Raw genomic sequence first — 20,495 nt, 5'->3', positions numbered from 1 at the left:
CTTACCCTTCCAAGCGAACATAAGCAATAATAGGAGTACGCACAATTACATCTTCCGGTGGTCCATAAGAAGGAGAAGTACGAACACTTACCGCCCCATCTGTCACAGATAAAAGAATGCCTGTAACAATTTCTACAGCTGTCACAACTTGCACTAATTCACCAACATGGTTACGTAATTCATCAGTAAATAACATATATAGCTCTCCTTTCTTACACTTCTTTAATTGATATAATACTTGTAAATGGTAATAAAACTTCAGTTCCTATACCTTCTTGCAATGTTAAGAAATCATCACCGACTGCTACAATAACGCCTGTTAATTGTCCAACTGTCACCGTAATTTCAACATTTTTACCTAAATACTGCTTTGCAATTTCTTTAAAAGGTGATGTATTGCATTCTTTTAAAATGTTGCAAATAATAGATTGAAATTGGCTTGATTTTATAAATTCTTCCGTAGCTTGCTTAGAGTTTCTTTGAATAAACCTTGCAAAGTTTTGCGAAAATAAAAGTCGTTCCACAGCAGGCAATAATTTATCATCTAAAAAATAGCTTAATTGTCTATTAAACAATCTTGATAATTTATGCCAATATTTTCTGAACAGACACATACACTTCTCCTCCTATTATTTTTAGATTATAAAATTTTACATCCATACATCTTAATGTATACAAAATAGATATTTTTGTGATAGGTAAGGCATACATTTTCTAAAAGAAATATTTGTTTCAGGGCAAAAAAAAACTATCCAAAAGGATAGTTTCTTACACTTCAATATTTCGCAACATCGTATAAATGTCATTATTCACTTTACCAAATGATTTAATGTTGTTTTGAATGTTAGATAATAAAACAACATACACACTACCATTTTTACTAAATCCATTTAAACAATTCCAACCTGGCATTACACCGTGATTCGAATAGCTTCCTGGGTCTACGTACCAGCCAAATCCGTAATCTTTTTTCACGGCTGTAAACATTTGATCATAACTCGCTTTTGAAATTAACTTTCCAGAGTATAACGCTTCGTTAAATAAATATAAATCATGTGCACTCGTATATATATCACCACAACCATATAGTTGTGACATGCTCGGAATATGAGGTGTTGTCATATTATTATTTACTATTTTATAACCCGTTGATGGGAATCTTGTTTGTTCTAACGCTGTGCCAAAACCAGAATGTTTCATACCGGCAGTAGCAAAAATATGTTGTTTAATATATTCTTCAAGCGACTGTCCACTTACCTTCTCGGCAATGTATGCAAGTATAGAGTAGTTCGAATCGGAATACTTCCACTTCTCTCCTGGACCACCAATACGCTTTTGATTTCCTATCCGCTTTATCAGTTCTTCATGGGAAATATCTTCTTTTCCTTGCTCATATTCTGGAATCCCTGATGTATGTGTTAATAGCTGTTTTAGCTGAATACTATTACCTTGTGGAAAATCTGGAATATACTTCGCAACAGTATCTTCAACTTGTAATTTATTTTGATCTTTCAATTGCATAATAGCAGTTGCTACAAACGCCTTTGAAATAGAACCAATATAAAAAGTCGTCTCTGAATTATTCGGTACTTGCTGCTCTTTATTTGCCATACCGTACCCTTTATTCAGAAGAACTTTTCCGTTCTTCACAATAACAGCTGTCCCGCTAAATCCTGCGTTTTGTAAATACTGGTCCAATTGAGCGTTTTCATTAATTTCTTGAGGTGGTCCTTCAACAGGCTGTTCCGCAGCTTGCGCTTGCTTCACTTGTTCTTCCTGCTCTTTTTGTTTTTGCTTTTGTACTTCTTGTTTCTTTTTTTCTTCTTTCTTTTTTAGCTCTTCTTGTTTCTTCATTTCTGCTGCCGCTTTTAAAGTTTCTTCTTTCTTATTATGCGCAACAATTTTTGTATACATGAAATATACAAGTGATAATAGTAAGACGAAAATGATTGTCCTTTTTATGTATACAATCGGCCGATTTGCTTTCCCATTCGCATTATTTTTTTCCTGATCCATAATTGCTTTTTTCCCCTTACTCACCAATAATTTAATTCCTCTACTAAAGATTTATTTTAGTAGATTATGGATAATCCATTCTATATCATCCCTACTTTATCACGCACTACACATATTACCAACCCATATGTACAAAAAAGAAAAAGAAAATTTACAAAAGTAAGATTCCCGTTAAATTGTTAACAAAAAAAGAGGATATCCTGTAAAAAATTGATGTTATCAATCTTTTTGGACATCCTCTTATCTCATTATTTATACGTGTTTTTTCATATCATCGGCAACAGATTCAACATTTGTACCTACGATAACTTGTACACTTGTATTACTTAATTTCATAACACCTTTTGCACCAGCACGTTTTAATGCTGCTTCATTTACTTGACCAGCATCTTTTACTTGTAAGCGTAGACGTGTTGCACAGTTATCAATAACTGTTAAGTTTTCTTTTCCACCTAAAGCTGCTACGTAAGTTTCACCAATTGAACCTGCAACTGGAGCTTCTTCACCTTCAGCTACTTCCTCTTCGTCTTCACGACCAGGAGTTTTTAAATCGAACTTCTTAATTAAGAAGTAGAATACAACGAAATAAATTACTGCGTAAATTAAACCGACTCCCGCAAGTAATACTGGTTTTGTTGCAATACCAAAGTTTAAGAAGTAATCGATTGCACCGGCACTAAATGTGAAACCATCGTGAATGCCAAGTGTTGTTGTAATGAATAGAGACAGACCTGTTAATACAGCATGAATACCATATAATACTGGTGATAAGAACATGAATGAGAATTCAATTGGTTCTGTAATACCAGTTAAGAATGAAGTTAATGCTAGACCACCTAACATACCTGTAACCATTTTACGTTTTTCTGGTTTTGCAGCCGCAATCATTGCGAAACATGCTGCTGGTAAACCGAACATCATAACTGGGAAGAAACCAGTCATAAACATACCCGCTGTTTTATCTCCGGCAAGGAAGCGAGCAATATCACCGTTTACAACATTACCTGCTGCATTTGTAAAGTCACCAAGTACGAACCAGAAGTATGTGTTCATTACATGATGTAAACCGATTGGAATTAATAGACGGTTTAATAAACCAAATAGACCTGAACCAACTGCCCCTAAATTAACAATTCCATGAGCTAATGCATCGATAGCATTTTGAATTGCTGGCCAAATTTGTGCGAATAGAATTCCTAATATTAACATCACAACCGATGTAACAATTGGGACGAAACGTTTTCCAGCAAAGAACCCTAACCATTCTGGAAGTTTAATCTTATGGAATTTATTATAAAGAAGTCCCGCTATAACACCAACAATAATACCACCTAAAACTTTCATATCCACTTTAGTCGATAATTCGGCTGCCTTAGATACTTGTGTCATTGTATCTGCAAGCTTAGATGGATCAACATTAGCGCTATTCCCTATTAAATCTTGGACTTTGCCTAATTTATCTTGTAATTCTACAGTAGAATATCCCTTACTAAGTGCATCAATACTGTTTTTCATAACTAGATAACCAATTGCACCTGCAAGACCTGCTGCACCACTACCATCAACTGAAAGACCGATTGCAATACCAATCGCAAAAATGAGTGCTAAATTATCAAAAACTGCTGCACCGGCCTGTGCCATAACAGGAATATCAAATACATCTGGTTGCCCTAAACGAAGCAATAATCCTGCTGCTGGTAGTACGGCGATTGGAAGCATTAACGCTTTACCAATACGTTGTAAAAACTGCAACATTTTAATTCCCCCTATCAAATTTATGAAATCGTTATCATTATAAGTACGCCTTAGAAAACGCTTTCTATTTACATAACCATAATAACATATAGTTGTATAGATGTGTAGTTTTTATTTTCGAATTTTTTATGGATAAATCTCCTATTTCCAAACTGTTATATAAAAGGGAAATTCTCCTTTTTTAATACAAAGGACTTGAAAGAACGACCTACTATAGAACATATAACTTTCGTTTTATCATTCCACTTTTTCATGTTATTATTTATTTCCGAGCATATCGGGAAAAGTAAACTTAGTTAATTCGAAATAGGAGCGTTGGTACTATGCAGTGCATTGAAACAAACAACTTACAACAGTTGTTAGAACAAGTAAAACCATATACGAAAAAAGGAAAACTTGCTACTTATATCCCCGAACTAGGAAATGCAAATCCAGACGATTTAGGGATTGCCATTTTCCATAAAGAAACAGAATATATCCATGCAGGCAACTCACAAACACTATTTACTCTTCAAAGTATTTCCAAAGTAATTACACTTGCCCTTGCCCTTTTAGACCGTGGTGAAGAATATGTATTTTCTAAAGTTGGAATGGAACCAACGGGTGACCCATTTAATTCTATTATTAAGTTAGAAACGACAAGTCCATCCAAACCCCTTAATCCAATGATAAATGCAGGAGCATTAGCTATTACAAGCATGTTAGCAGGAAAAGATAACGAGGAAAAAATGGAACGTATTCTTCATTTTGTACGTGAAATAACAGATAACCCTACTATTAATTATTCCTCTAAAGTTGCCGATTCAGAATTAGAGACAGCTTATCTAAATCGTTCGCTTTGCTATTATATGAAACAAAACGGTATTATCGATTGTGATATTGAAGAACTTATGGATTTATATACTCGTCAATGCGCAGTTGAAGTAAACTGCATTGATTTAGCACGTATCGGCTTAATTTTTGCAATGGATGGATATGATCCATATAAAAAGAAACAAATCATCCCTAAACATATTACAAAAATTTGCAAAACATTTATGGTCACATGTGGTATGTATAACGAATCTGGTGAATTTGCAATACGCGTTGGTATCCCTGCAAAAAGTGGTGTAGCGGGTGGTATTTTCGGCTGCGTAAAAGGCGATATGGGAATCGGCATTTTCGGACCAGCTTTAGATGCAAACGGAAATAGTATTGCTGGTTTTAAAATTCTTGAACTTCTTTCTGCTCAAGAAGGCTGGAGTATTTTTTAATCGCGAGTTATCCTGCTATACTAGCAGGATTTTTTATTTCACCAAAACCTCACTTTTGTCAGTTATCAATCCTCTTACAAAAACAGTGCTGAAAGTTTCTCTATATCATGCATATTTGTTCCCCCCTCCTGAATAATATAGTACAACCTAGCGCTATATGTGGAGGTGTGAAAGATGAAACTAATATTTCAAATGGGAAAACAACCTGTTCTTGAAAAAACAATCCTTCTTTTTATATTGAGTATTGTAGAAAGCTTGAAGTTAAAAGTTGTTTCACTCGACGAAGCTCACCGATACATATTCAATTTAGAAGTACTTGAATTATTAATGGATCGGAATATCGATGATCAAGTACTTGAACTTATTCATTTCGGGATGGGACTTGAAGACATTCATCATGTGCTTCCTGAAGAACTTGAGCATACTATCGAGGAATTAAAATGGCTTTGCATCCAAGTGTTAAGTGAATACAGTATGCATGAAGAATCAGAGCAATTAATTGAAGACATACGCTAAAAAGCACCTATGTAGTATGTAGGTGCTTTTTATTTATTAAGAAGTAAATATCCGATGTCGATATATGCAATTTATTCAAGTATTTCCGAGGAAATGCTCGAACATTGCTTTTCTATTTTCACAACAACTGATCAATCCCAATAAGTATTAATAACACTCCTGCAATAACCGTCGCCCATTTCCCTAAGTATGCTGCTAAATATCGTTTCCCTACATATGCAAAACCACTTATGCAAATAAAACTAAACACCCCAGAAATAGTCGCTGTAAGCCAAAGATTTAAATTTGTTACCCCAGCATCAAACCCACCTGCAATATTATTAATAGATAATGCAACTCCTAAAACAAGTGCTTCAGAAAAACTAATTGTTTTAGAGCCATCAAAATCTGCTTTTTCTGGATCACGTAAAATTCCCATAAGTACATTATCACCTTTAGAACCTACAGTGTTTTTTTGACTCAAGAAAGGCTGACATAAAATAAACACCCCGATTATCCCTAAAACGATTGCTCCAATCAGGTTTGCTGTAAACTCTGAAATAAATAACGCAATCCAGTTCCCAAAAAATCCAGCTAGTAAAGTAAATAAAAACCCGAAGAATGCGATGATAAAATTGTTAAACCACGAAATACGAATTTTACGAATGCCATACGCAATTCCAACACCTGCATTATCTAAATTAGAAGCGATCCCGATTAAAAGAATTGAAAATAAGCCTGCCGTACTCATAAATAGTCACCCCTTTTTCTCACTTTTCAATGCATATTATGAAAATGTTGAGCAACTGTGCCTGTCTGTTTCATATACTTGTAATAAATGCTCAACATTTTTTCAACACTAAAAAAGGAGTGCCTGCACTATGGCTAATGAAAACCCGAATGATCGGCTTGGTAAATTAATAAAAAAACTTTTAAAAGAACGCGCCTTATCTATGCGCCAACTAGGAATACTTACAAATATTGATCCTGCAACAGTCTCAAGAATTATTAATGGCAAACAACCACCAAAACAAAAACATCTACAAAAATTTGCAGAATGTCTTCAAGTTCCACCCCAATTGTTATTTGATGAAATGTACCCTGATTCTCCTCACATTAATAAAGAAAAAACGGATATGTACACATCTCTTGATACCATTCAACAAACTTTACAATCCTCTAACTTATTCGATTTCGATTACACTACAACTCGCGTAAAACAAGAACTCGAAAATTACGAACGCTATGCCCAGACAACAGAAGGCGAAAAACGTATTCATGACAGTTTTGCAAGCAAATTAGAGCAAATTGATAGTGCTGGTCCTTTTATTGAACAATTAACAGATATGTATCAACAATTTTGTAATGAAACCATTTCAAAAGAAGAACGTGCAGTTCTTGGGAGCGCATTACTTTATTTCATTTTATCGACAGATATTATTCCCGACTATCTCTTTCCAATTGGCTATTTAGATGATGCGATTGCCGTTGAATTAGCAAAAGAGAAATTACTTGAAATGAAACGAAAGACATAGCAAAATAAAGAACTATTTCAGTTGTTTATATTCAACTCTGAAATAGTTCACTAAAAAATCGTACAAGTATACATACTCGTACGATTTTACTATACAAATCTATTTTTTCGTGTGGCACCATTCATATATAAATGTTATTATCACTTTTGTAAATTCAATTAACTGTTCAATTTCAACTTTCTCATTTACAGAATGTGCTTCTTCTAATGTACCTGGTCCATATATAATCGCTGGAATGTGAAACTCACTAAACCAACCACCATCAGTTACCGTTGCAGACATATCTAAAATTGCATTTTTTGATAGAATAGACTCGTGTACTGAGCTAAGTTTTTTTACAGCTTTATGTTCACTATCTACTTCTAATGAAGGGAAAATTTCCCCACGATCTACAATCATTGATTCTCCGCCCCACTTAAATTGTGGCGGATTTTCACTTAACCATGGATCGGCAGCTGCCACCTTTCCAATATACTCTTCAATTTCGTTTATTATTTGTTCATGTGTTTCATTCGGATAGAAGTGCACTGTTATCCACAATCGGCACTCCTCCGCAATAAACGCCGCATGCCTTCCTCCCTCAATAACAGCTGGATTAATTGTTGTTGTTCCAGATGGATAGCCTTCATATGTTTTCATAACTGCCCAGTGGCGCTCTAATTCTTGTAAGCTTTGTACAATTTTCATCATTTTTTCAATCGCACTCGCTCCAAATAAACGTCCTCCAGCATGGATCATTTGTCTGCGCGTTGCATCATGAAACGTTTGTGGACTTTTCACTGTAATCCATCCAGTAATGACACCGCCTTGTCCTTGCATATGTAAATCGCTCGTATCCACTACTACTGCAAAATCAGCATCGTAACCCCTTTTGCAGCATTGAAGTGTACCTGCTTCTCCAACTTCTTCTCCAATTACCGATTGAAAAGTTAAATCTCCAGGTAATTCAATACCAGCTTCTTGTAAAAGTTGAATGGCAAATAGCGCTCCAGCCAGCCCACCTTTCATATCTGCTGCGCCACGTCCAACTAACCAGCCATCTTTTATAAATGGATCAAATGGATTTGTTTCCCACGCCTCATCTGCTGACACTTCGGCTACATCCATATGTCCATTAATAATAAGACTTTTATATGAGTCACTTTTTATCCCTTTTTTTACCCCAACAACATTCGGATCATTCGGATATACATCCCATTTATCAATACTAAAATTTCGTTTTCTTAAAAACTCTGCAACAAATTCTTGTGCTTCATTTGTATTTCTCGCTGGCGGTGCTGGTGTTTCAAAACGAATTAAAGTTTTTGTAAGTTCTAGTAATTCCTCTTTCCTTGAATCTATTTGTTTTAACAACTGCGAAACTTCTGGATTCATCGCTAATTCCCCTTTGCATACATAGTATGTTTCCAGCTTTATTTTCACAAAAAAAGAGACTGTTTACAATTTTACAGTCTCCTAATTAATCACTATTATAAACTCTCTACTTCCGTTGTATTTGTCTTTTCAATATGCTCTACATTACTTCCCTTATTTCTTGTAGCACGATAAAACAGTAAGCAAACAATCATAAATGGAATACCACAATACAATGCCATTCTTTGTTCTGGAATAAAGGCCATGCCAACGATTACTGTTAAATTTAATACTAACGCAAGAAGTGGTACAAATGGATACAATGGTGTTTTAAATTTCAAGTCCTTAACATCCCCGCCCCGCTTCATGTATGACCTTCTAGCTAATAAATTTGATAAAGCAATAGATGCCCAAACTAGTATCGCTCCGAATCCAGCGATAGAAAGCAGCCATAAATAAACTGTATCTTCCGCATAAATACCTGATAGTAGTGAGAGACACCCTACAATTGTGCTTACGATTAATGCATAAATAGGAACACCGTTTTTAGATAACTTTCCAAAAATTGGACTAATCATTCCTTGATTAGACATAGACCATAGCATACGCGAAGTTGCATATAATCCTGAATTCGCAACGGATAGTACTGCTGTAATAATAACGAAATTTATAATATCTGCTGCATAAGGAATACCAATTTTATCAAATACAACTACGAATGGACTTTCTATTACTCCTGCTTGCTGCCAAGGGAATAGTCCAGCAAGAATAAAAATAGATAGTACAAAGAAAACAAGTATACGCCAAACTGTATTGTTAATTGCCTTCGGGATCGTTTTCTCTGGATTTTCACTCTCACCTGCTGCAATACCAACTAATTCTGTTCCTTGGAAAGAAAAATTAACTGCAATCATTGTAATTAAAATGGCTGATAATCCATTTGGAAACAATCCACCATAATCAGTAAAGCTAGAGAACATTGGCGCTGGTTCATTCCCTTTCATATCTAGAAACCCAAACATTGCTGCCCCGCCCAAAATAATAAATGCAATAATTGTAATTACTTTAATACTTGCAAACCAAAATTCCACTTCCGCAAAACTTCTTGAAGATAACGCATTAATAGCAAAGAGCAGTACCGCGAACACTACACACCAAATCCATGACGGTACATCAGGAAACCAACGTTTCATCAAAATACTAACTGCAATTAATTCAATACCTATCGTAGCAGACCAGTTTAACCACGACATCCATCCCACTACATAACCTGCTGCAGGAGAAATATGCTTTGTCGCATACGTTTGATAAGACCCTGCGTCAGGCATCGCAACCGCTAACTCTCCAAGACAGAGCATCGTTAAATACATTACAAATCCACCGACAAGATACGCTACAATTGCTCCTCCAGGTCCAGCTTCATGAATCGTATAACCTGATCCTAAAAAAAGTCCTGTACCAATAACTCCACCGAGTGCAATCATAAATATGTGCCTGCTTTTCAATTCTCTTTTTAATCCTTGGTTTTGATCCATCATATAAATCCCCCCTTTTCACTTTGCCAATCCATTTAATGTAAGCGTTTTTAAAATTATTCACCGTAAAAATAATGATTTAAAATAGCAAAAATACATATCACTTACATTAATCACTGCCTGTTACTAAAAGGTCATCCCTTACTGTTATTAATAACTTTTGATCAGCAATAGCTTGTCCTTCTACTACTTCTAATGATTCAATATAACCACTGATTCCTATCTTAATTTCTACTTTCTGTTTATCTATTGTTTCAATTAACGCTAATTTCTCCCACTCGTATACGTAAGAACTTTCCGTAACAAATAACTTCTCTACTTTTCCATAACAAGGACTATACACACCTTCTATAACTGTCTTCACTTTATAAACCCCTCCCTCTTATTAATTGACACCGAAACGTTGTATATCCTGTAAAAATTCATATTCTCCCCTCTAGAGATTTCAAATATTATTTATGCAAAATGCGTACCAAGTCTCTAATTCATATATTAAATGAGAGTTTTACACAAAAAAGCGTGCACAACCGCAAAATTTTTCTATCATTTGAAAAGTTTTAAAAGAAAAATAGCAAAAAAATTTTGCGGTTTTATAAGAATTTTAATAAAATTATAAAAAGTCAGTCTTCATAGGGTGAAATGAGGAGAAGATAATCTATGCGTACAGAAGACATTAATTTTAAACAGATCATTGAAATGAACATGCTATATGAAACTTTACTCAATGAACTCGATATCGGGATTCATATTATTAATGAGGAAAGTAAAACGATTATCTATAACCGCAAAATGATGGAAATTGAATCAATGGAACGCTCAGATGTATTATATAAAAGTCCTTTAGAAATATTTGCATTTGAAGAAAATAAAAATAGTACTCTTATAGAGGCATTAAAATTAGGAAAAACAAACAAAAATATAAAACAAACGTATTTTAACAATAAAGGACAAGAAATTACAACGATTAACGATACTTTCCCTATAATAGAAAATGGAAAAATTAAAGGCGCTATTGAAATATCAAAAGAAATTAGTAACTTAAAGCAAACAATAAGAATGGGCCCTTCTCGAAAACAAAGTACTAAATTTACCTTTGATCACATAATTGGTGATTCTGAAGCTATTCAATCAATCATTACTGAAGGAAAAAGAGTAATTCGTACATCTTCCTCCATACTTCTAGTAGGAGAAACAGGCACTGGGAAAGAACTATTTGCACAAAGCATCCATAATGAAAGTCAGCGTTCAACAAAACCCTTTATTTCACAGAACTGTGCCGCTATACCTGATACACTCATGGAAAGCTTATTATTCGGTACAAACCGAGGTGCATTTACAGGAGCTATCGATAAAGCTGGTTTATTTGAAGAAGCGAACGGAGGAACTTTGTTATTAGATGAAATCAACTCATTAAGTCCAGCACTTCAAGCGAAGTTACTACGAGCTATACAAGAAAAAACAATACGAAGAATCGGAGGCACACACGAAAAAGAAATTGATGTTCGTATTATAGCAACTATCAATGAAGATCCTTTCGAAGCCATCGCACATAATCGATTAAGAGAAGACTTATATTACCGATTAAGCGTCGTTACTTTATGTCTTCCGCCTTTACGTGAAAGAAAAGAAGATATTCTAGCTCTTGTTCAGCACTTTATTGAAAAATATAATACTCAATTTGGGCTCAACGTAACCGATGTAGATGTAAATGTAAGAGAATTTTTCTATGCATACGATTGGCCTGGAAACGTACGGGAGTTGGAACATATAATTGAAGGTTCCATGAACTTGATAGAAGATGAAACCATCATTACAGCGTTTCATATGCCTACTCGCTTTCGTGAACGAATAAAAACAGAATTCAATATGCAGCATGCACTAACTAATCACAATACTGATGCACCTAAAACTTTAAAACACACAATAGAAAAAATGGAAAAGAACTACATTAATCAAATTCTTAAAGAGAATCATGGCAACATTTCACAAGCTGCAAAATTTTTAGGATTAAGTAGGCAAAACTTACAATATCGAATTAAAAAACTGCATTTACACATATGAAATGAACATGTCTCCAAGTGCAAAAACAAATTGGTAAAATATGTTATAATAAACGTATAACATGCTAGAAAGGGGCTATATATATGAGTAATGATAAAAAATTAAAGTTATTACAATACTTATACTTTTTCCCTGCCATGCTCTGTATGATGTTATTCATTAATGCCGATGTAAGCAGCTCTCCTTATGCAAAGCTATTAGGAACAATTTTTGGCTCCTTTGCAGCTATTATGCTTGCTGCTTTTTGGAATTTAAAGCTACGTATAAAAAATGAAAAATCTTCGTAATACTAAAAAAATCGAGCTACTTAGCCCGATTTTTTTATTTGCCATTAAAACTCAACATTCTCTAAATACAACCCACTTGCCTCAGCAAGACAATTAATTTGATTGCGCTGCTTTTCTTCTAAAATGTTTGGAATTGCTTCAGCATCTAATTGTCCTAATCCAACTTCAATTAATGCCCCAACAATTTTTCTTACCATATTATGAAGGAAGCCGTTACCACTTACTCTAATTTGTACAAACCCTGCCTCTTCCATCACATCAAGTGTATATACTTCTCGAACCATAGATTTTTTCTTTGATTTCGCATTTGAAAAAGCAGTAAAGTCATGTGAACCAACTAAATGTTTTGCAGCTGCTTTCATGCTTTTCACATTTAATTTTTTATTCACATGCATGCTGTATTTACGCATAAATGGATTTGTATGCTCTTCATTCCAAATTTTATACAGATATGTTTTTGCTTTAGAATTGTAACGAGCATGGAAACGATCATGTACTTCTTCCACATTCGTAATGCTAATATCATTAGGTAAATATTGATTTAAATATTTTTTCACTTTATGTTCCACTAACTTCTCATCACTTTGAAAGTTAGCAACTTGATTCAAAGCATGTACACCAGCGTCTGTTCTACTACAACCGATAATTTCAATTTCTTTTCCGATCATTTCAGATATGACACTTTCGATTTTTCCTTGAATCGTATTATCGTTATTACCGAGACGTTGCCATCCTTTAAAACGTGCACCATCGTACTGAATCGTTAATTTATAATTATGCATAATATTCTCCTTCATAGAAAATATTCCCTCATACCATGAGGGAATATTAATAAACTTTACTTTCTAACAAGCTTCACTACATTTTCTACGTGAGCTGTATGCGGGAACATATCAACTGGTTGCACATACTCCACTTCATAGCTCTTCATTAATGCTTGTACATCACGTGCTAATGAAGAAGGATTACAAGACACATACACAACTTGTTTCGGCTTCACTTTTAAAATTGTTTCCAGTAATTTATCATCGCAACCTGTACGTGGTGGATCGACAACAATTACATCTGGACGCCATCCTTCTTTTACCCATTTCGGTAACCATTGTTCAGCTTTACCTGCTTCATATTTCGTATTTGTAAATCCGTGACGCTTCGCATTTTTTCTTGCATCTGCAATCGCTTCTGGAATTACATCCATACCACGTACTTCCGCTGCATCATTTGCAAGCCAAAGTCCGATTGTACCAACACCACAATACGCATCTACAATTTTCTCATCGCCTGTTAACGCAGCTGCTTTTTTCGCTTCATCATATAAAACAATTGTTTGTTCTGGATTCAACTGGAAGAATGCACGTGCTGATAATTCAAATGATAAATCGCCAAGTGTTTCTTGAATTACTTCTTTTCCAGCTAATTTAAATGTTTTGTCTCCAAAAATAACAGATGTTTTACGCCAGTTTACATTTTGCATAATTGATTTAACCGCTGGCATCTGTTTTTGTACTTCTGCAACAAATTGTTCTTTATTTGGTAATTCTTCTTTTGTTGTAATAAGTGTAACTTGTACTTCCCCTGTTTGAACTGCAGTACGTGTTACAATTGTGCGTACTAAACCTTTTTGTTTTTTCTCGTTGTAAATAGAAACATTTAATTTTTCTAAAATACGTCTTACAACTTTTGTCGCTTCATTCGTTGCTTTATGTTGAATCATACAGTGAGCAATATCAATTAACTGATGTGAGTTTTGTTTATATAGCCCTGTAATAACCTTTTCGTCTTTACGCCCCACTTGTAATTGACTCTTATTACGGTAATGCCATGGATTTTCCATGCCAAGCGTTGGACGAATTTTCTCTTCCATACTGTTTTTCATGTACTTCTCAAATGCTTGTACAACGATATCACGCTTTTGATTCAATTGTTCTTTATAATCTAAATGTTGCAGCTGACAACCGCCACACTCCTCATATACTGGACACGGTGCTTTCACACGATGCGGTGAAGCTTTACGAACTTTTTTCACTTTCGCTTCAGCGAAGCCACGCTGAATTTTCGTTGTTTCTGCAACAACTTCTTCTCCTGGTAATGCCCCTGGAATGAAAACAACTTGTCTCTTAAAATAACCAACGCCTTCTCCGTTAATCCCAAGACGTTTAATTGTCACAGGAAACGTTTGACCAACTTCCAACTTACTCTCATGTTGCTTTTGTATCATTATTACACCTCTACTCTATACTTTTCCATAAATATAACGCTGCATAACTGCAGTATGGTTCACACTCTTGTTTCACTTTTTCTAAAAATGCATCATCAGGTTTATCATCTAATTGAAATATACCTTGCACTGCACGCTGAATCCCAATGTCCGCTTTCGGGAACATATTTTTCCGTCCAAGCCCAAACATTAAAAAGTTTTGCACTGTCCATGCACCAATTCCCCTAATTGGCAACAATTGTGCTGAAACTTCTTCTTCCGTCCCATTTTCTATACTCGCTAAATTTAATGTACCACTGACAATACTTCGACCTAATCCTACTATATATTCAGCCTTTCGCTGACTAAACTTCTGCTCTCTCAATTCTTCTATTGAAATATTTGCTACTATTTCCGGAGTGGGGAAAAAGAATACACCGTTCTTCTCTATTCCATACCGTTTCACAAATTGTTCTGTTAACACAGTAGCAAATTTCAAATTTATTTGTTGGTGAATGATACAGCGAAGAAGACAAGCAAAATAATCAAATTCTAAAATAATTGGAGTATAAGCATATGTTTCAAATAGTGGACGTAATGATGTGTTTAAAAAATGATTTTGTATATCTTGAAACGGTTCATTCCAATGAAAAATGGCCCTCATTCGTTTCATGACTTTCTCCGGATTTCCTGTCTGACTAGAAATCCAAAACTGTGGATTTTGAACAGTACCAATCCCTTGTAAGCGAACAATAACCTGTTCCTCGTCTATACAAAGCGGGATATAAATGACTTTCTCATCTAATTGAATGACGTTAAGAGGATCAAAAGATAAACGTTTTAATACTTCTTCAAAATGATACGGATACTCTAACGTAACATGTTCGCTCCACATACGTTTCCCCATCCTTTTTACACATCATTATAGCATGAGAAAACCGTAAGCATACATGCTTACGGTTGATTGCTTTTTACTAAGTCATCTAGACTTTTAAAATGATACCCTTTCTCGCGCAAATCATCAATGATTTTCGCAAGTGCTTCTGCATTATCTTTTGATATTGCATGAAGTAATAAAATAGATCCTGGGTGAATCATCGTCATAACATTATTATGCGCATATTGCCATCCTCTTTGCTGATCCACTTTCCAATCCAAAAATGCAAGTGACCAAAATACATTATAGTAGCCCATTTCTTTCGTAAGAGCTAACGTTCTTTCACTAAATACGCCGCGCGGAGGACGTACATATTTCACTTCTTTTTGCCCAGTTACTTTTTTAATTTCTTCCGTTACACTCGTTAATTCTTCACGAAGCTTCTCATCATTTACCGCTGTAAAATCAGGATGACTCCAAGAATGATTTCCAATAATGTGTCCTTCATCCTTCATTCTTAACAATAAATCTTTTTGTGTTTTAATGTAATGCCCCGTTACAAAGAAAGTTGCTGGTACTTTTTTCTCTTTTAATACATCTAAGATTTTCCCTGTGTATCCATTCTCATATCCATTATCAAATGTTAAATAAATATCTTTTTTCTTCGTATCTCCTAAATAAAACCCGCCATTTTTTTGCAGTAAATCCGTATATAACTTTCCTGCATCTGGTACTGTTTCATTTTTAGGACGCGGGATTCCCCAGTTATGTGGAGTATTTGTATAAGCCAATGCCGAAACTGGAACAAGTGCCATCATAATTGAAAAAATGAGACCGATATATAACCATTTATATTTCATAAATAGTCTCCTTTCCATATATAATCGTACCTGTAGTTTCTGTTTACTTACTTACTTTCATGCTGTGCATGTTTTTCTATATATACCAAAAAATGCATCTCGAAAGATTCGAGATGCATTTTTGTTTATTTAAATACCGGCTCTTTAAAGCTCGCTAATTTTTCAAGTGATGTTTTATCAACATCTGCATGTAAACTATTACCATGAGAGTCCATCGTTACAACTGCTTTAAAACCTTCAATGCGTAAATGCCACATTGCTTCTGGAATACCAAATTGTAAGAAATCAACATCTTTCACTTCTTTAATACATTCAGCATAATATTGCGCCGCACCGCCAATTGCGTTTAAGTACACGCCGCCGTGTTCTTCTAAAGCCGCTAATGTTTTCGCACCCATACCGCCTTTTCCAATAACAGCGCGAATACCAAATTTCTTCATAATATCGCCTTGGTACGGTTCTTCACGAATACTTGTCGTTGGACCTGCCGCTTTAATTTGCCAATTGTCATTGTCATCTTTCACAACAACTGGACCACAGTGGTAAATAATTTGTCCATTTAAATCTACTGGACAATCATTATCCATTAAATGCTTATGGATTGCGTCACGACCTGTATACATCATGCCATTAATTATTACAACATCACCAACGCGAAGTCCACGAATTTGCTCTTCTGTAATTGGTGCTTGTAATACAATCTCACGTTGCTCTGTTTTTTCTTGTGCTTCATGCTGAAGTGTATCTTCACCTTCTTGATATAACCAATCCATAATTTCACCTGTTTCAGGATGGATTGTTACACCTAGGCGGCGATATGCCCAGCAATTATACGCCACAGATACGTAGAAGCTAGCCGGCAGGCGGTTATACACGCCAATTTTACAGCCCAGTAAAGTTGTTTCTCCACCAAATCCCATTGTACCAATGCCAAGCTTATTCGCATTTTCTAATACGTACTCTTCAAGTTGTTGTAACTCTGGTACTGGATTGACGTCATCTAATGTACGGAATAATTGATTTTTTGCTAATTCATAACCTGATGTGCGGTCTCCCCCGATACCAACACCAATTACACCAGCACTACATCCTTGACCTTGTGCTTGGTATACTGCATGAAGAAGGCATTTACGAATTCCTTCTAAATCACGGCCAGCTCGTCCAAGTCCTTCTAGTTCACACGGTAAGCTATATTGAATATTTTTATTCTCACAGCCACCACCTTTTAGGATTAAACGTGCATCAATATAATCTTTTTCCCATTGTTCAAACTTAATAACCGGTGTACCTGGTCCTAAATTATTTCCACTATTGTCTCCAAAAAGAGAGTCAACAGAATTTGGACGAAGTTTACCATCTTTTGTCGCCCGCTCAAGCGCATTATAGATAGCTTCCTTCAACTTTAATTGGTTCACACCAACTGGTGTATAAATTTTAAACGTTGGCATCCCTGTATCTTGGCAAATCGGTGAGATGTTATCATCAGCCATTTTAATATTATTTGTAATTGTGCCAAGTGCCATCGCAGAACGAGTCCCTGCATTTTCTCGCTCTTTCGCTTGTTGAATCGCACGACGAACATCTTTCGGTAAGTTCGTTGACGTTTCAACAATTAGTTGATACATGCTTTCTTGAAGCTTTTCCATTGTTACTTCCCCCTCAATTGTGAACGCTACCAAAACGTTATGAGCTGAAAATTCCATTGTTATGCTCTTTAGCTTTTTATTTGTTTCACGCTATTAAAGCATAAATGAAATTTTTCACAACTTGATTATACCTCTTTTTCTATCGTCCTTCTATTATCCGCACAGAAAAAGGCTACCAAATTGGAATTGGCAGCCTTTTTAATATATTATTCGTCTTTTTTAAATTGCTCACATTTTAATTCTAATTCATCTAACATTGCAAGAAGACGATCTACATCTTCTAATTCTACTTCTTCAGGTTCAATTGTATCAATTACTTCAATGAACATATTTAAACGCTCTTTTAAATATACTAATTGTGTATCTTTATCTTGAATTGCTTTTCCCATGAAGGCACTCTCCTTTTAATTCGAGTTGCTTTTATTATACCGCAAAAATGATTGCTATGGGCATGAAATTTCATCAATTTTGTCACAGTCATCCACTATAATGTAAGCCCTCTCTCTTTTCACGCTAAAAAGTTTCACTTTATAAAAAGCACATATTCTTCTATTATAGAGAATGGACAAATTGTTATTTCAATAGTCAAAGGAGTATTTCATATGACGATATCACAAAAAATGAAGCCGATTACTCCTTCTTACGATCCATGGGAAGCGTATATGGACCTTGAAGAGTACGGCAAACTACTATTAACAAATGTTGAATTTACAACGACGACGTTATGCAATATGCGCTGTGAGCATTGCGCTGTTGGTTACACGTTACAGCCGAAAGACCCAAATCCGCTTCCGATGGATCTTTTATTAAAACGATTAGATGAGATTCCTCATTTACGTTCTTTAAGTATTACTGGCGGAGAACCTATGCTTTCAAAAAAATCCGTCGACAACTATGTAACACCACTCTTAAAATACGCCCATGAACGAGGCGTTCGCACTCAAATCAACTCTAACTTAACTATAGATTTAGCACGTTACGAACAAATTATTCCTTATTTAGACGTGTTGCATATCTCTCATAACTGGGGAACAATTGATGACTTCGTTGAAGGCGGATTTGCAATGATGGAGCGTAAACCTACTTACGAACAACGTGCAAAATTATTCGAAAGAATGATTACAAATAGTAAGGCTCTATCAGATGCAGGTGTACTTGTATCGGCCGAAACAATGTTAAACAAAAGAACTCTACCACATATTGAACATATTCACCGTCAAATCGTCGAAGAGATGGGCTGTAAACGTCATGAAGTTCACCCAATGTATCCAAGTGACTTCGCGAGTAATCTAGAGATTTTAACAAAAGCTGAAATTCGTGATGCTATTGAGCATTTACTAGAAATTCGCGATGAAAATGTATGGATGTTATTTGGAACGTTACCTTTCTATGCTTGTAGCGATGACGAGCGAGACATTGCCACATTTAAAAAATTACAAGAGAGCAAAAATGTCACTGTTCGTAATGATCCAGATGGCCGTTCTCGTTTAAATGTAAATATTTTCGATGGAAATATTATTGTGACGGACTTTGGTGATGTTCCACTTCTAGGAAACATACAAACAAACACATTACAAGAAGCGTATGAAAAATGGAGCGCTTCAAAAACAGCAAAATCATTAAGCTGTCACTGTCCTGCAGTAAAATGTCTTGGACCAAATGTTCTTGTAAAAAACAGCTACTATCCGACAGAAGATTTCTTATCAAAAACAGCAAACATTACATTATAAAAAAACGTCAGCTTATAAGCTGACGTTTTTTCATGTTATTGCGAGTGGGAAGAAGAAATGAATTTAAAATACAAATGATCATGAATTGGAATCGCCGCTCCAATTCCTTGAGAAGTAATATTTTTCACAACAAGTCTTTTTTGATTTCCCTTTAATACAAGATACACTTCTCCAAATGTTACTTTTCCCTTTTCATTTACTGCTGGTGTATAAGCGTATAAATATCCGAGTTGACTCGGACTAATATTATACACACGCTCATGTCCAGTACCATAACCAATAGTTGTTTTAAACGAAAGGGGCAATTGTACTTTTTCAAGCGCTTTGAGAAGCATCATTTTTTTCACATCTGCAGCATCTTTCATATCTGCTGTTAAATCGCCTTCAACCGTCTTTTGTGTTTCTTGCTTATAGCGAAGTGGATATAAACGGTCTCCTCCGCGATTATCATACACATTTCGATTCACTTGTTTATATTCCCAATTAATCGATGTGTCTACTGATTCATAATGTAAAGCCCATTGACCTAAATAAATTTTTGCCCGGTACCCTACTGCAAGCGGCGCATTTGAAATTGTCGTTTCATTAAACATCCGAATTAAGTCTGGATTTTCAATTTTAATATTAGCTGTTTTCAATAGTTCTTGAGCGAACTTACTTGGCTGTAAACGTGGCAAATCTTGCGCATCATTTGGAAATGTATTGTCTTTTGAAATATTTAAAACAGATGAAGGCATTTTTGTTCCTACTGTTGTCTTTGCAAAACTCATGTTAGGAAATAATAAAATAAACGAGACCATAGTTGAAAGACATATGCTGTATACTCGTTTCACCTGTCTGGCTCCTTCCTATGTAAAGGTATATATACTACTTTGTTTATTGTTTTCTCTGAGCA

Annotated in this window: 21 protein-coding genes and 1 pseudogene; 6 read left to right on the top strand and 16 right to left on the bottom strand. The window is 35.2% G+C overall.

All coding sequences use genetic code 11. The annotated features are described in order from the left end of the window. Position 1 precedes the first annotated feature (1 nt). The 5 genes and pseudogenes from ATL10_RS20545 to ATL10_RS32220 all read right to left on the bottom strand — a co-directional run bounded on the left by ATL10_RS20545 (position 2) and on the right by ATL10_RS32220 (position 4,025). Complete coding sequence (locus ATL10_RS20545) at positions 2-196, bottom strand: LSm family protein (protein ID WP_000899476.1); 195 nt, start codon at positions 194-196, stop codon at positions 2-4. Positions 197-212: 16 nt separating this feature from the next. Beyond that, entirely contained in the window at positions 213-614 is a 402-nt protein-coding gene (locus tag ATL10_RS20540) for an LSm family protein (protein ID WP_000335542.1), read from the bottom strand. Positions 615-768: 154 nt separating this feature from the next. Then, complete coding sequence (locus ATL10_RS20535) at positions 769-2,016, bottom strand: serine hydrolase domain-containing protein (RefSeq protein WP_142669982.1); 1,248 nt, start codon at positions 2,014-2,016, stop codon at positions 769-771. Positions 2,017-2,268: 252 nt separating this feature from the next. Next, positions 2,269-3,771: an N-acetylglucosamine-specific PTS transporter subunit IIBC gene (gene nagE / locus ATL10_RS20530; RefSeq protein ID WP_000938908.1), complete on the bottom strand. Its 1,503-nt coding sequence runs from the start codon at positions 3,769-3,771 to the stop codon at positions 2,269-2,271. 141 nt (positions 3,772-3,912) lie between these two features. Next, positions 3,913-4,025, bottom strand: a pseudogene (locus tag ATL10_RS32220) (transcriptional regulator). 69 nt (positions 4,026-4,094) lie between these two features. Here ATL10_RS32220 and glsA point away from each other — a divergent pair. Further along, positions 4,095-5,024, top strand: a complete 930-nt coding sequence (glsA, locus tag ATL10_RS20520) for a glutaminase A (RefSeq protein WP_001149850.1) — start codon at positions 4,095-4,097, stop codon at positions 5,022-5,024. Positions 5,025-5,198: 174 nt separating this feature from the next. Next, the gene (locus ATL10_RS20510; protein WP_000766603.1) at positions 5,199-5,540 is read left to right on the top strand and encodes a DUF3969 family protein; all 342 of its coding nucleotides are present in this window, start codon (positions 5,199-5,201) and stop codon (positions 5,538-5,540) included. A 118-nt stretch (positions 5,541-5,658) separates the two neighbouring features. On the opposite strand, the gene ytaF is transcribed toward ATL10_RS20510, so the two are convergent. After that, positions 5,659-6,270, bottom strand: a complete 612-nt coding sequence (gene ytaF / locus ATL10_RS20505) for a sporulation membrane protein YtaF (RefSeq protein ID WP_000100747.1) — start codon at positions 6,268-6,270, stop codon at positions 5,659-5,661. Positions 6,271-6,400: 130 nt separating this feature from the next. Between ytaF and ATL10_RS20500 the strand changes: the two genes are divergently transcribed. After that, a complete protein-coding gene (locus ATL10_RS20500; protein ID WP_001262773.1) occupies positions 6,401-7,054 on the top strand; it encodes a DUF1232 domain-containing protein in 654 nt (217 codons plus the stop codon). A 99-nt stretch (positions 7,055-7,153) separates the two neighbouring features. On the opposite strand, the gene ATL10_RS20495 is transcribed toward ATL10_RS20500, so the two are convergent. The 3 genes from ATL10_RS20495 to ATL10_RS20485 all read right to left on the bottom strand — a co-directional run bounded on the left by ATL10_RS20495 (position 7,154) and on the right by ATL10_RS20485 (position 10,306). After that, positions 7,154-8,428 (bottom strand): acetylornithine deacetylase, encoded by a 1,275-nt coding sequence (locus tag ATL10_RS20495; protein ID WP_090978252.1) that lies wholly within the window; start codon positions 8,426-8,428, stop codon positions 7,154-7,156. Between the two features lie 95 nt (positions 8,429-8,523). After that, positions 8,524-9,945, bottom strand: a complete 1,422-nt coding sequence (locus tag ATL10_RS20490; RefSeq protein WP_000969253.1) for an amino acid permease — start codon at positions 9,943-9,945, stop codon at positions 8,524-8,526. Positions 9,946-10,051: 106 nt separating this feature from the next. Then, complete coding sequence (locus ATL10_RS20485) at positions 10,052-10,306, bottom strand: biotin/lipoyl attachment domain-containing protein (protein WP_000859489.1); 255 nt, start codon at positions 10,304-10,306, stop codon at positions 10,052-10,054. Between the two features lie 293 nt (positions 10,307-10,599). Between ATL10_RS20485 and ATL10_RS20480 the strand changes: the two genes are divergently transcribed. Both ATL10_RS20480 and ATL10_RS20475 read left to right on the top strand, forming a co-directional pair. Next, positions 10,600-12,003 carry a sigma-54 interaction domain-containing protein gene (locus ATL10_RS20480; RefSeq protein ID WP_001258420.1) on the top strand — a complete coding sequence of 468 codons (1,404 nt, stop codon included), beginning with the start codon at positions 10,600-10,602 and terminating at the stop codon, positions 12,001-12,003. A gap of 83 nt (positions 12,004-12,086) precedes the next feature. Next, on the top strand, positions 12,087-12,290 hold the full coding sequence (locus ATL10_RS20475) for a hypothetical protein (RefSeq protein ID WP_000063861.1): 204 nt from the start codon (positions 12,087-12,089) through the stop codon (positions 12,288-12,290). A gap of 44 nt (positions 12,291-12,334) precedes the next feature. Here the strand turns inward: ATL10_RS20475 and truA are convergent, their stop codons facing one another. From truA to ATL10_RS20445, 6 genes are all read right to left on the bottom strand, one after another. Then, on the bottom strand, positions 12,335-13,072 hold the full coding sequence (gene truA, locus ATL10_RS20470; RefSeq protein ID WP_000553114.1) for a tRNA pseudouridine(38-40) synthase TruA: 738 nt from the start codon (positions 13,070-13,072) through the stop codon (positions 12,335-12,337). Positions 13,073-13,128: 56 nt separating this feature from the next. After that, positions 13,129-14,508, bottom strand: coding sequence for a 23S rRNA (uracil(1939)-C(5))-methyltransferase RlmD (gene rlmD / locus ATL10_RS20465; RefSeq protein ID WP_000615211.1), 1,380 nt, complete (start codon positions 14,506-14,508; stop codon positions 13,129-13,131). Positions 14,509-14,518: 10 nt separating this feature from the next. Further along, positions 14,519-15,382 (bottom strand): DNA-3-methyladenine glycosylase family protein, encoded by an 864-nt coding sequence (locus ATL10_RS20460; protein WP_000269415.1) that lies wholly within the window; start codon positions 15,380-15,382, stop codon positions 14,519-14,521. Positions 15,383-15,441: 59 nt separating this feature from the next. Continuing rightward, positions 15,442-16,224, bottom strand: coding sequence for a delta-lactam-biosynthetic de-N-acetylase (gene pdaA / locus ATL10_RS20455; protein ID WP_000875957.1), 783 nt, complete (start codon positions 16,222-16,224; stop codon positions 15,442-15,444). Positions 16,225-16,349: 125 nt separating this feature from the next. Next, positions 16,350-17,870: a class I fumarate hydratase gene (gene fumA, locus ATL10_RS20450; protein ID WP_000413528.1), complete on the bottom strand. Its 1,521-nt coding sequence runs from the start codon at positions 17,868-17,870 to the stop codon at positions 16,350-16,352. 206 nt (positions 17,871-18,076) lie between these two features. Then, entirely contained in the window at positions 18,077-18,259 is a 183-nt protein-coding gene (locus tag ATL10_RS20445; protein WP_000513558.1) for an SE1561 family protein, read from the bottom strand. Positions 18,260-18,472: 213 nt separating this feature from the next. On the opposite strand from ATL10_RS20445, the gene yfkAB reads away from it, so the two are divergent. Further along, positions 18,473-19,600: a radical SAM/CxCxxxxC motif protein YfkAB gene (gene yfkAB / locus ATL10_RS20440; RefSeq protein WP_000156023.1), complete on the top strand. Its 1,128-nt coding sequence runs from the start codon at positions 18,473-18,475 to the stop codon at positions 19,598-19,600. Positions 19,601-19,635: 35 nt separating this feature from the next. Here yfkAB and ATL10_RS20435 read toward each other — a convergent pair whose 3' ends face one another. After that, positions 19,636-20,433: a YfkD famly protein gene (locus tag ATL10_RS20435; RefSeq protein WP_002102695.1), complete on the bottom strand. Its 798-nt coding sequence runs from the start codon at positions 20,431-20,433 to the stop codon at positions 19,636-19,638. Positions 20,434-20,495: the final 62 nt, after the last annotated feature.

Source organism: Bacillus sp. 196mf (assembly GCF_003217275.1).
Classification (GTDB): domain Bacteria; phylum Bacillota; class Bacilli; order Bacillales; family Bacillaceae_G; genus Bacillus_A; species Bacillus_A thuringiensis_S.
This window is presented reverse-complemented; position numbering and strand designations above follow the sequence as displayed.

What these genes read in the sequence shown, in the direction of transcription:
- ATL10_RS20475 (WP_000063861.1), top strand. Translation starts at nt 12,087, where the DNA reads ATGAGTAATGATAAAAAATTAAAGTTATTACAATACTTATACTTTTTC.
- ATL10_RS20445 (WP_000513558.1), bottom strand. Translation starts at nt 18,259, where the DNA reads ATGGGAAAAGCAATTCAAGATAAAGATACACAATTAGTATATTTAAAA.
- truA (WP_000553114.1), bottom strand. Translation starts at nt 13,072, where the DNA reads ATGCATAATTATAAATTAACGATTCAGTACGATGGTGCACGTTTTAAA.
- rlmD (WP_000615211.1), bottom strand. Translation starts at nt 14,508, where the DNA reads ATGATACAAAAGCAACATGAGAGTAAGTTGGAAGTTGGTCAAACGTTT.
- ytaF (WP_000100747.1), bottom strand. Translation starts at nt 6,270, where the DNA reads ATGAGTACGGCAGGCTTATTTTCAATTCTTTTAATCGGGATCGCTTCT.
- glsA (WP_001149850.1), top strand. Translation starts at nt 4,095, where the DNA reads ATGCAGTGCATTGAAACAAACAACTTACAACAGTTGTTAGAACAAGTA.
- fumA (WP_000413528.1), bottom strand. Translation starts at nt 17,870, where the DNA reads ATGGAAAAGCTTCAAGAAAGCATGTATCAACTAATTGTTGAAACGTCA.
- ATL10_RS20540 (WP_000335542.1), bottom strand. Translation starts at nt 614, where the DNA reads ATGTGTCTGTTCAGAAAATATTGGCATAAATTATCAAGATTGTTTAAT.
- ATL10_RS20495 (WP_090978252.1), bottom strand. Translation starts at nt 8,428, where the DNA reads ATGAATCCAGAAGTTTCGCAGTTGTTAAAACAAATAGATTCAAGGAAA.
- ATL10_RS20500 (WP_001262773.1), top strand. Translation starts at nt 6,401, where the DNA reads ATGGCTAATGAAAACCCGAATGATCGGCTTGGTAAATTAATAAAAAAA.
- ATL10_RS20545 (WP_000899476.1), bottom strand. Translation starts at nt 196, where the DNA reads ATGTTATTTACTGATGAATTACGTAACCATGTTGGTGAATTAGTGCAA.
- pdaA (WP_000875957.1), bottom strand. Translation starts at nt 16,224, where the DNA reads ATGAAATATAAATGGTTATATATCGGTCTCATTTTTTCAATTATGATG.
- ATL10_RS20510 (WP_000766603.1), top strand. Translation starts at nt 5,199, where the DNA reads ATGAAACTAATATTTCAAATGGGAAAACAACCTGTTCTTGAAAAAACA.
- nagE (WP_000938908.1), bottom strand. Translation starts at nt 3,771, where the DNA reads ATGTTGCAGTTTTTACAACGTATTGGTAAAGCGTTAATGCTTCCAATC.
- ATL10_RS20535 (WP_142669982.1), bottom strand. Translation starts at nt 2,016, where the DNA reads ATGGATCAGGAAAAAAATAATGCGAATGGGAAAGCAAATCGGCCGATT.
- ATL10_RS20480 (WP_001258420.1), top strand. Translation starts at nt 10,600, where the DNA reads ATGCGTACAGAAGACATTAATTTTAAACAGATCATTGAAATGAACATG.
- yfkAB (WP_000156023.1), top strand. Translation starts at nt 18,473, where the DNA reads ATGACGATATCACAAAAAATGAAGCCGATTACTCCTTCTTACGATCCA.
- ATL10_RS20490 (WP_000969253.1), bottom strand. Translation starts at nt 9,945, where the DNA reads ATGATGGATCAAAACCAAGGATTAAAAAGAGAATTGAAAAGCAGGCAC.
- ATL10_RS20460 (WP_000269415.1), bottom strand. Translation starts at nt 15,382, where the DNA reads ATGTGGAGCGAACATGTTACGTTAGAGTATCCGTATCATTTTGAAGAA.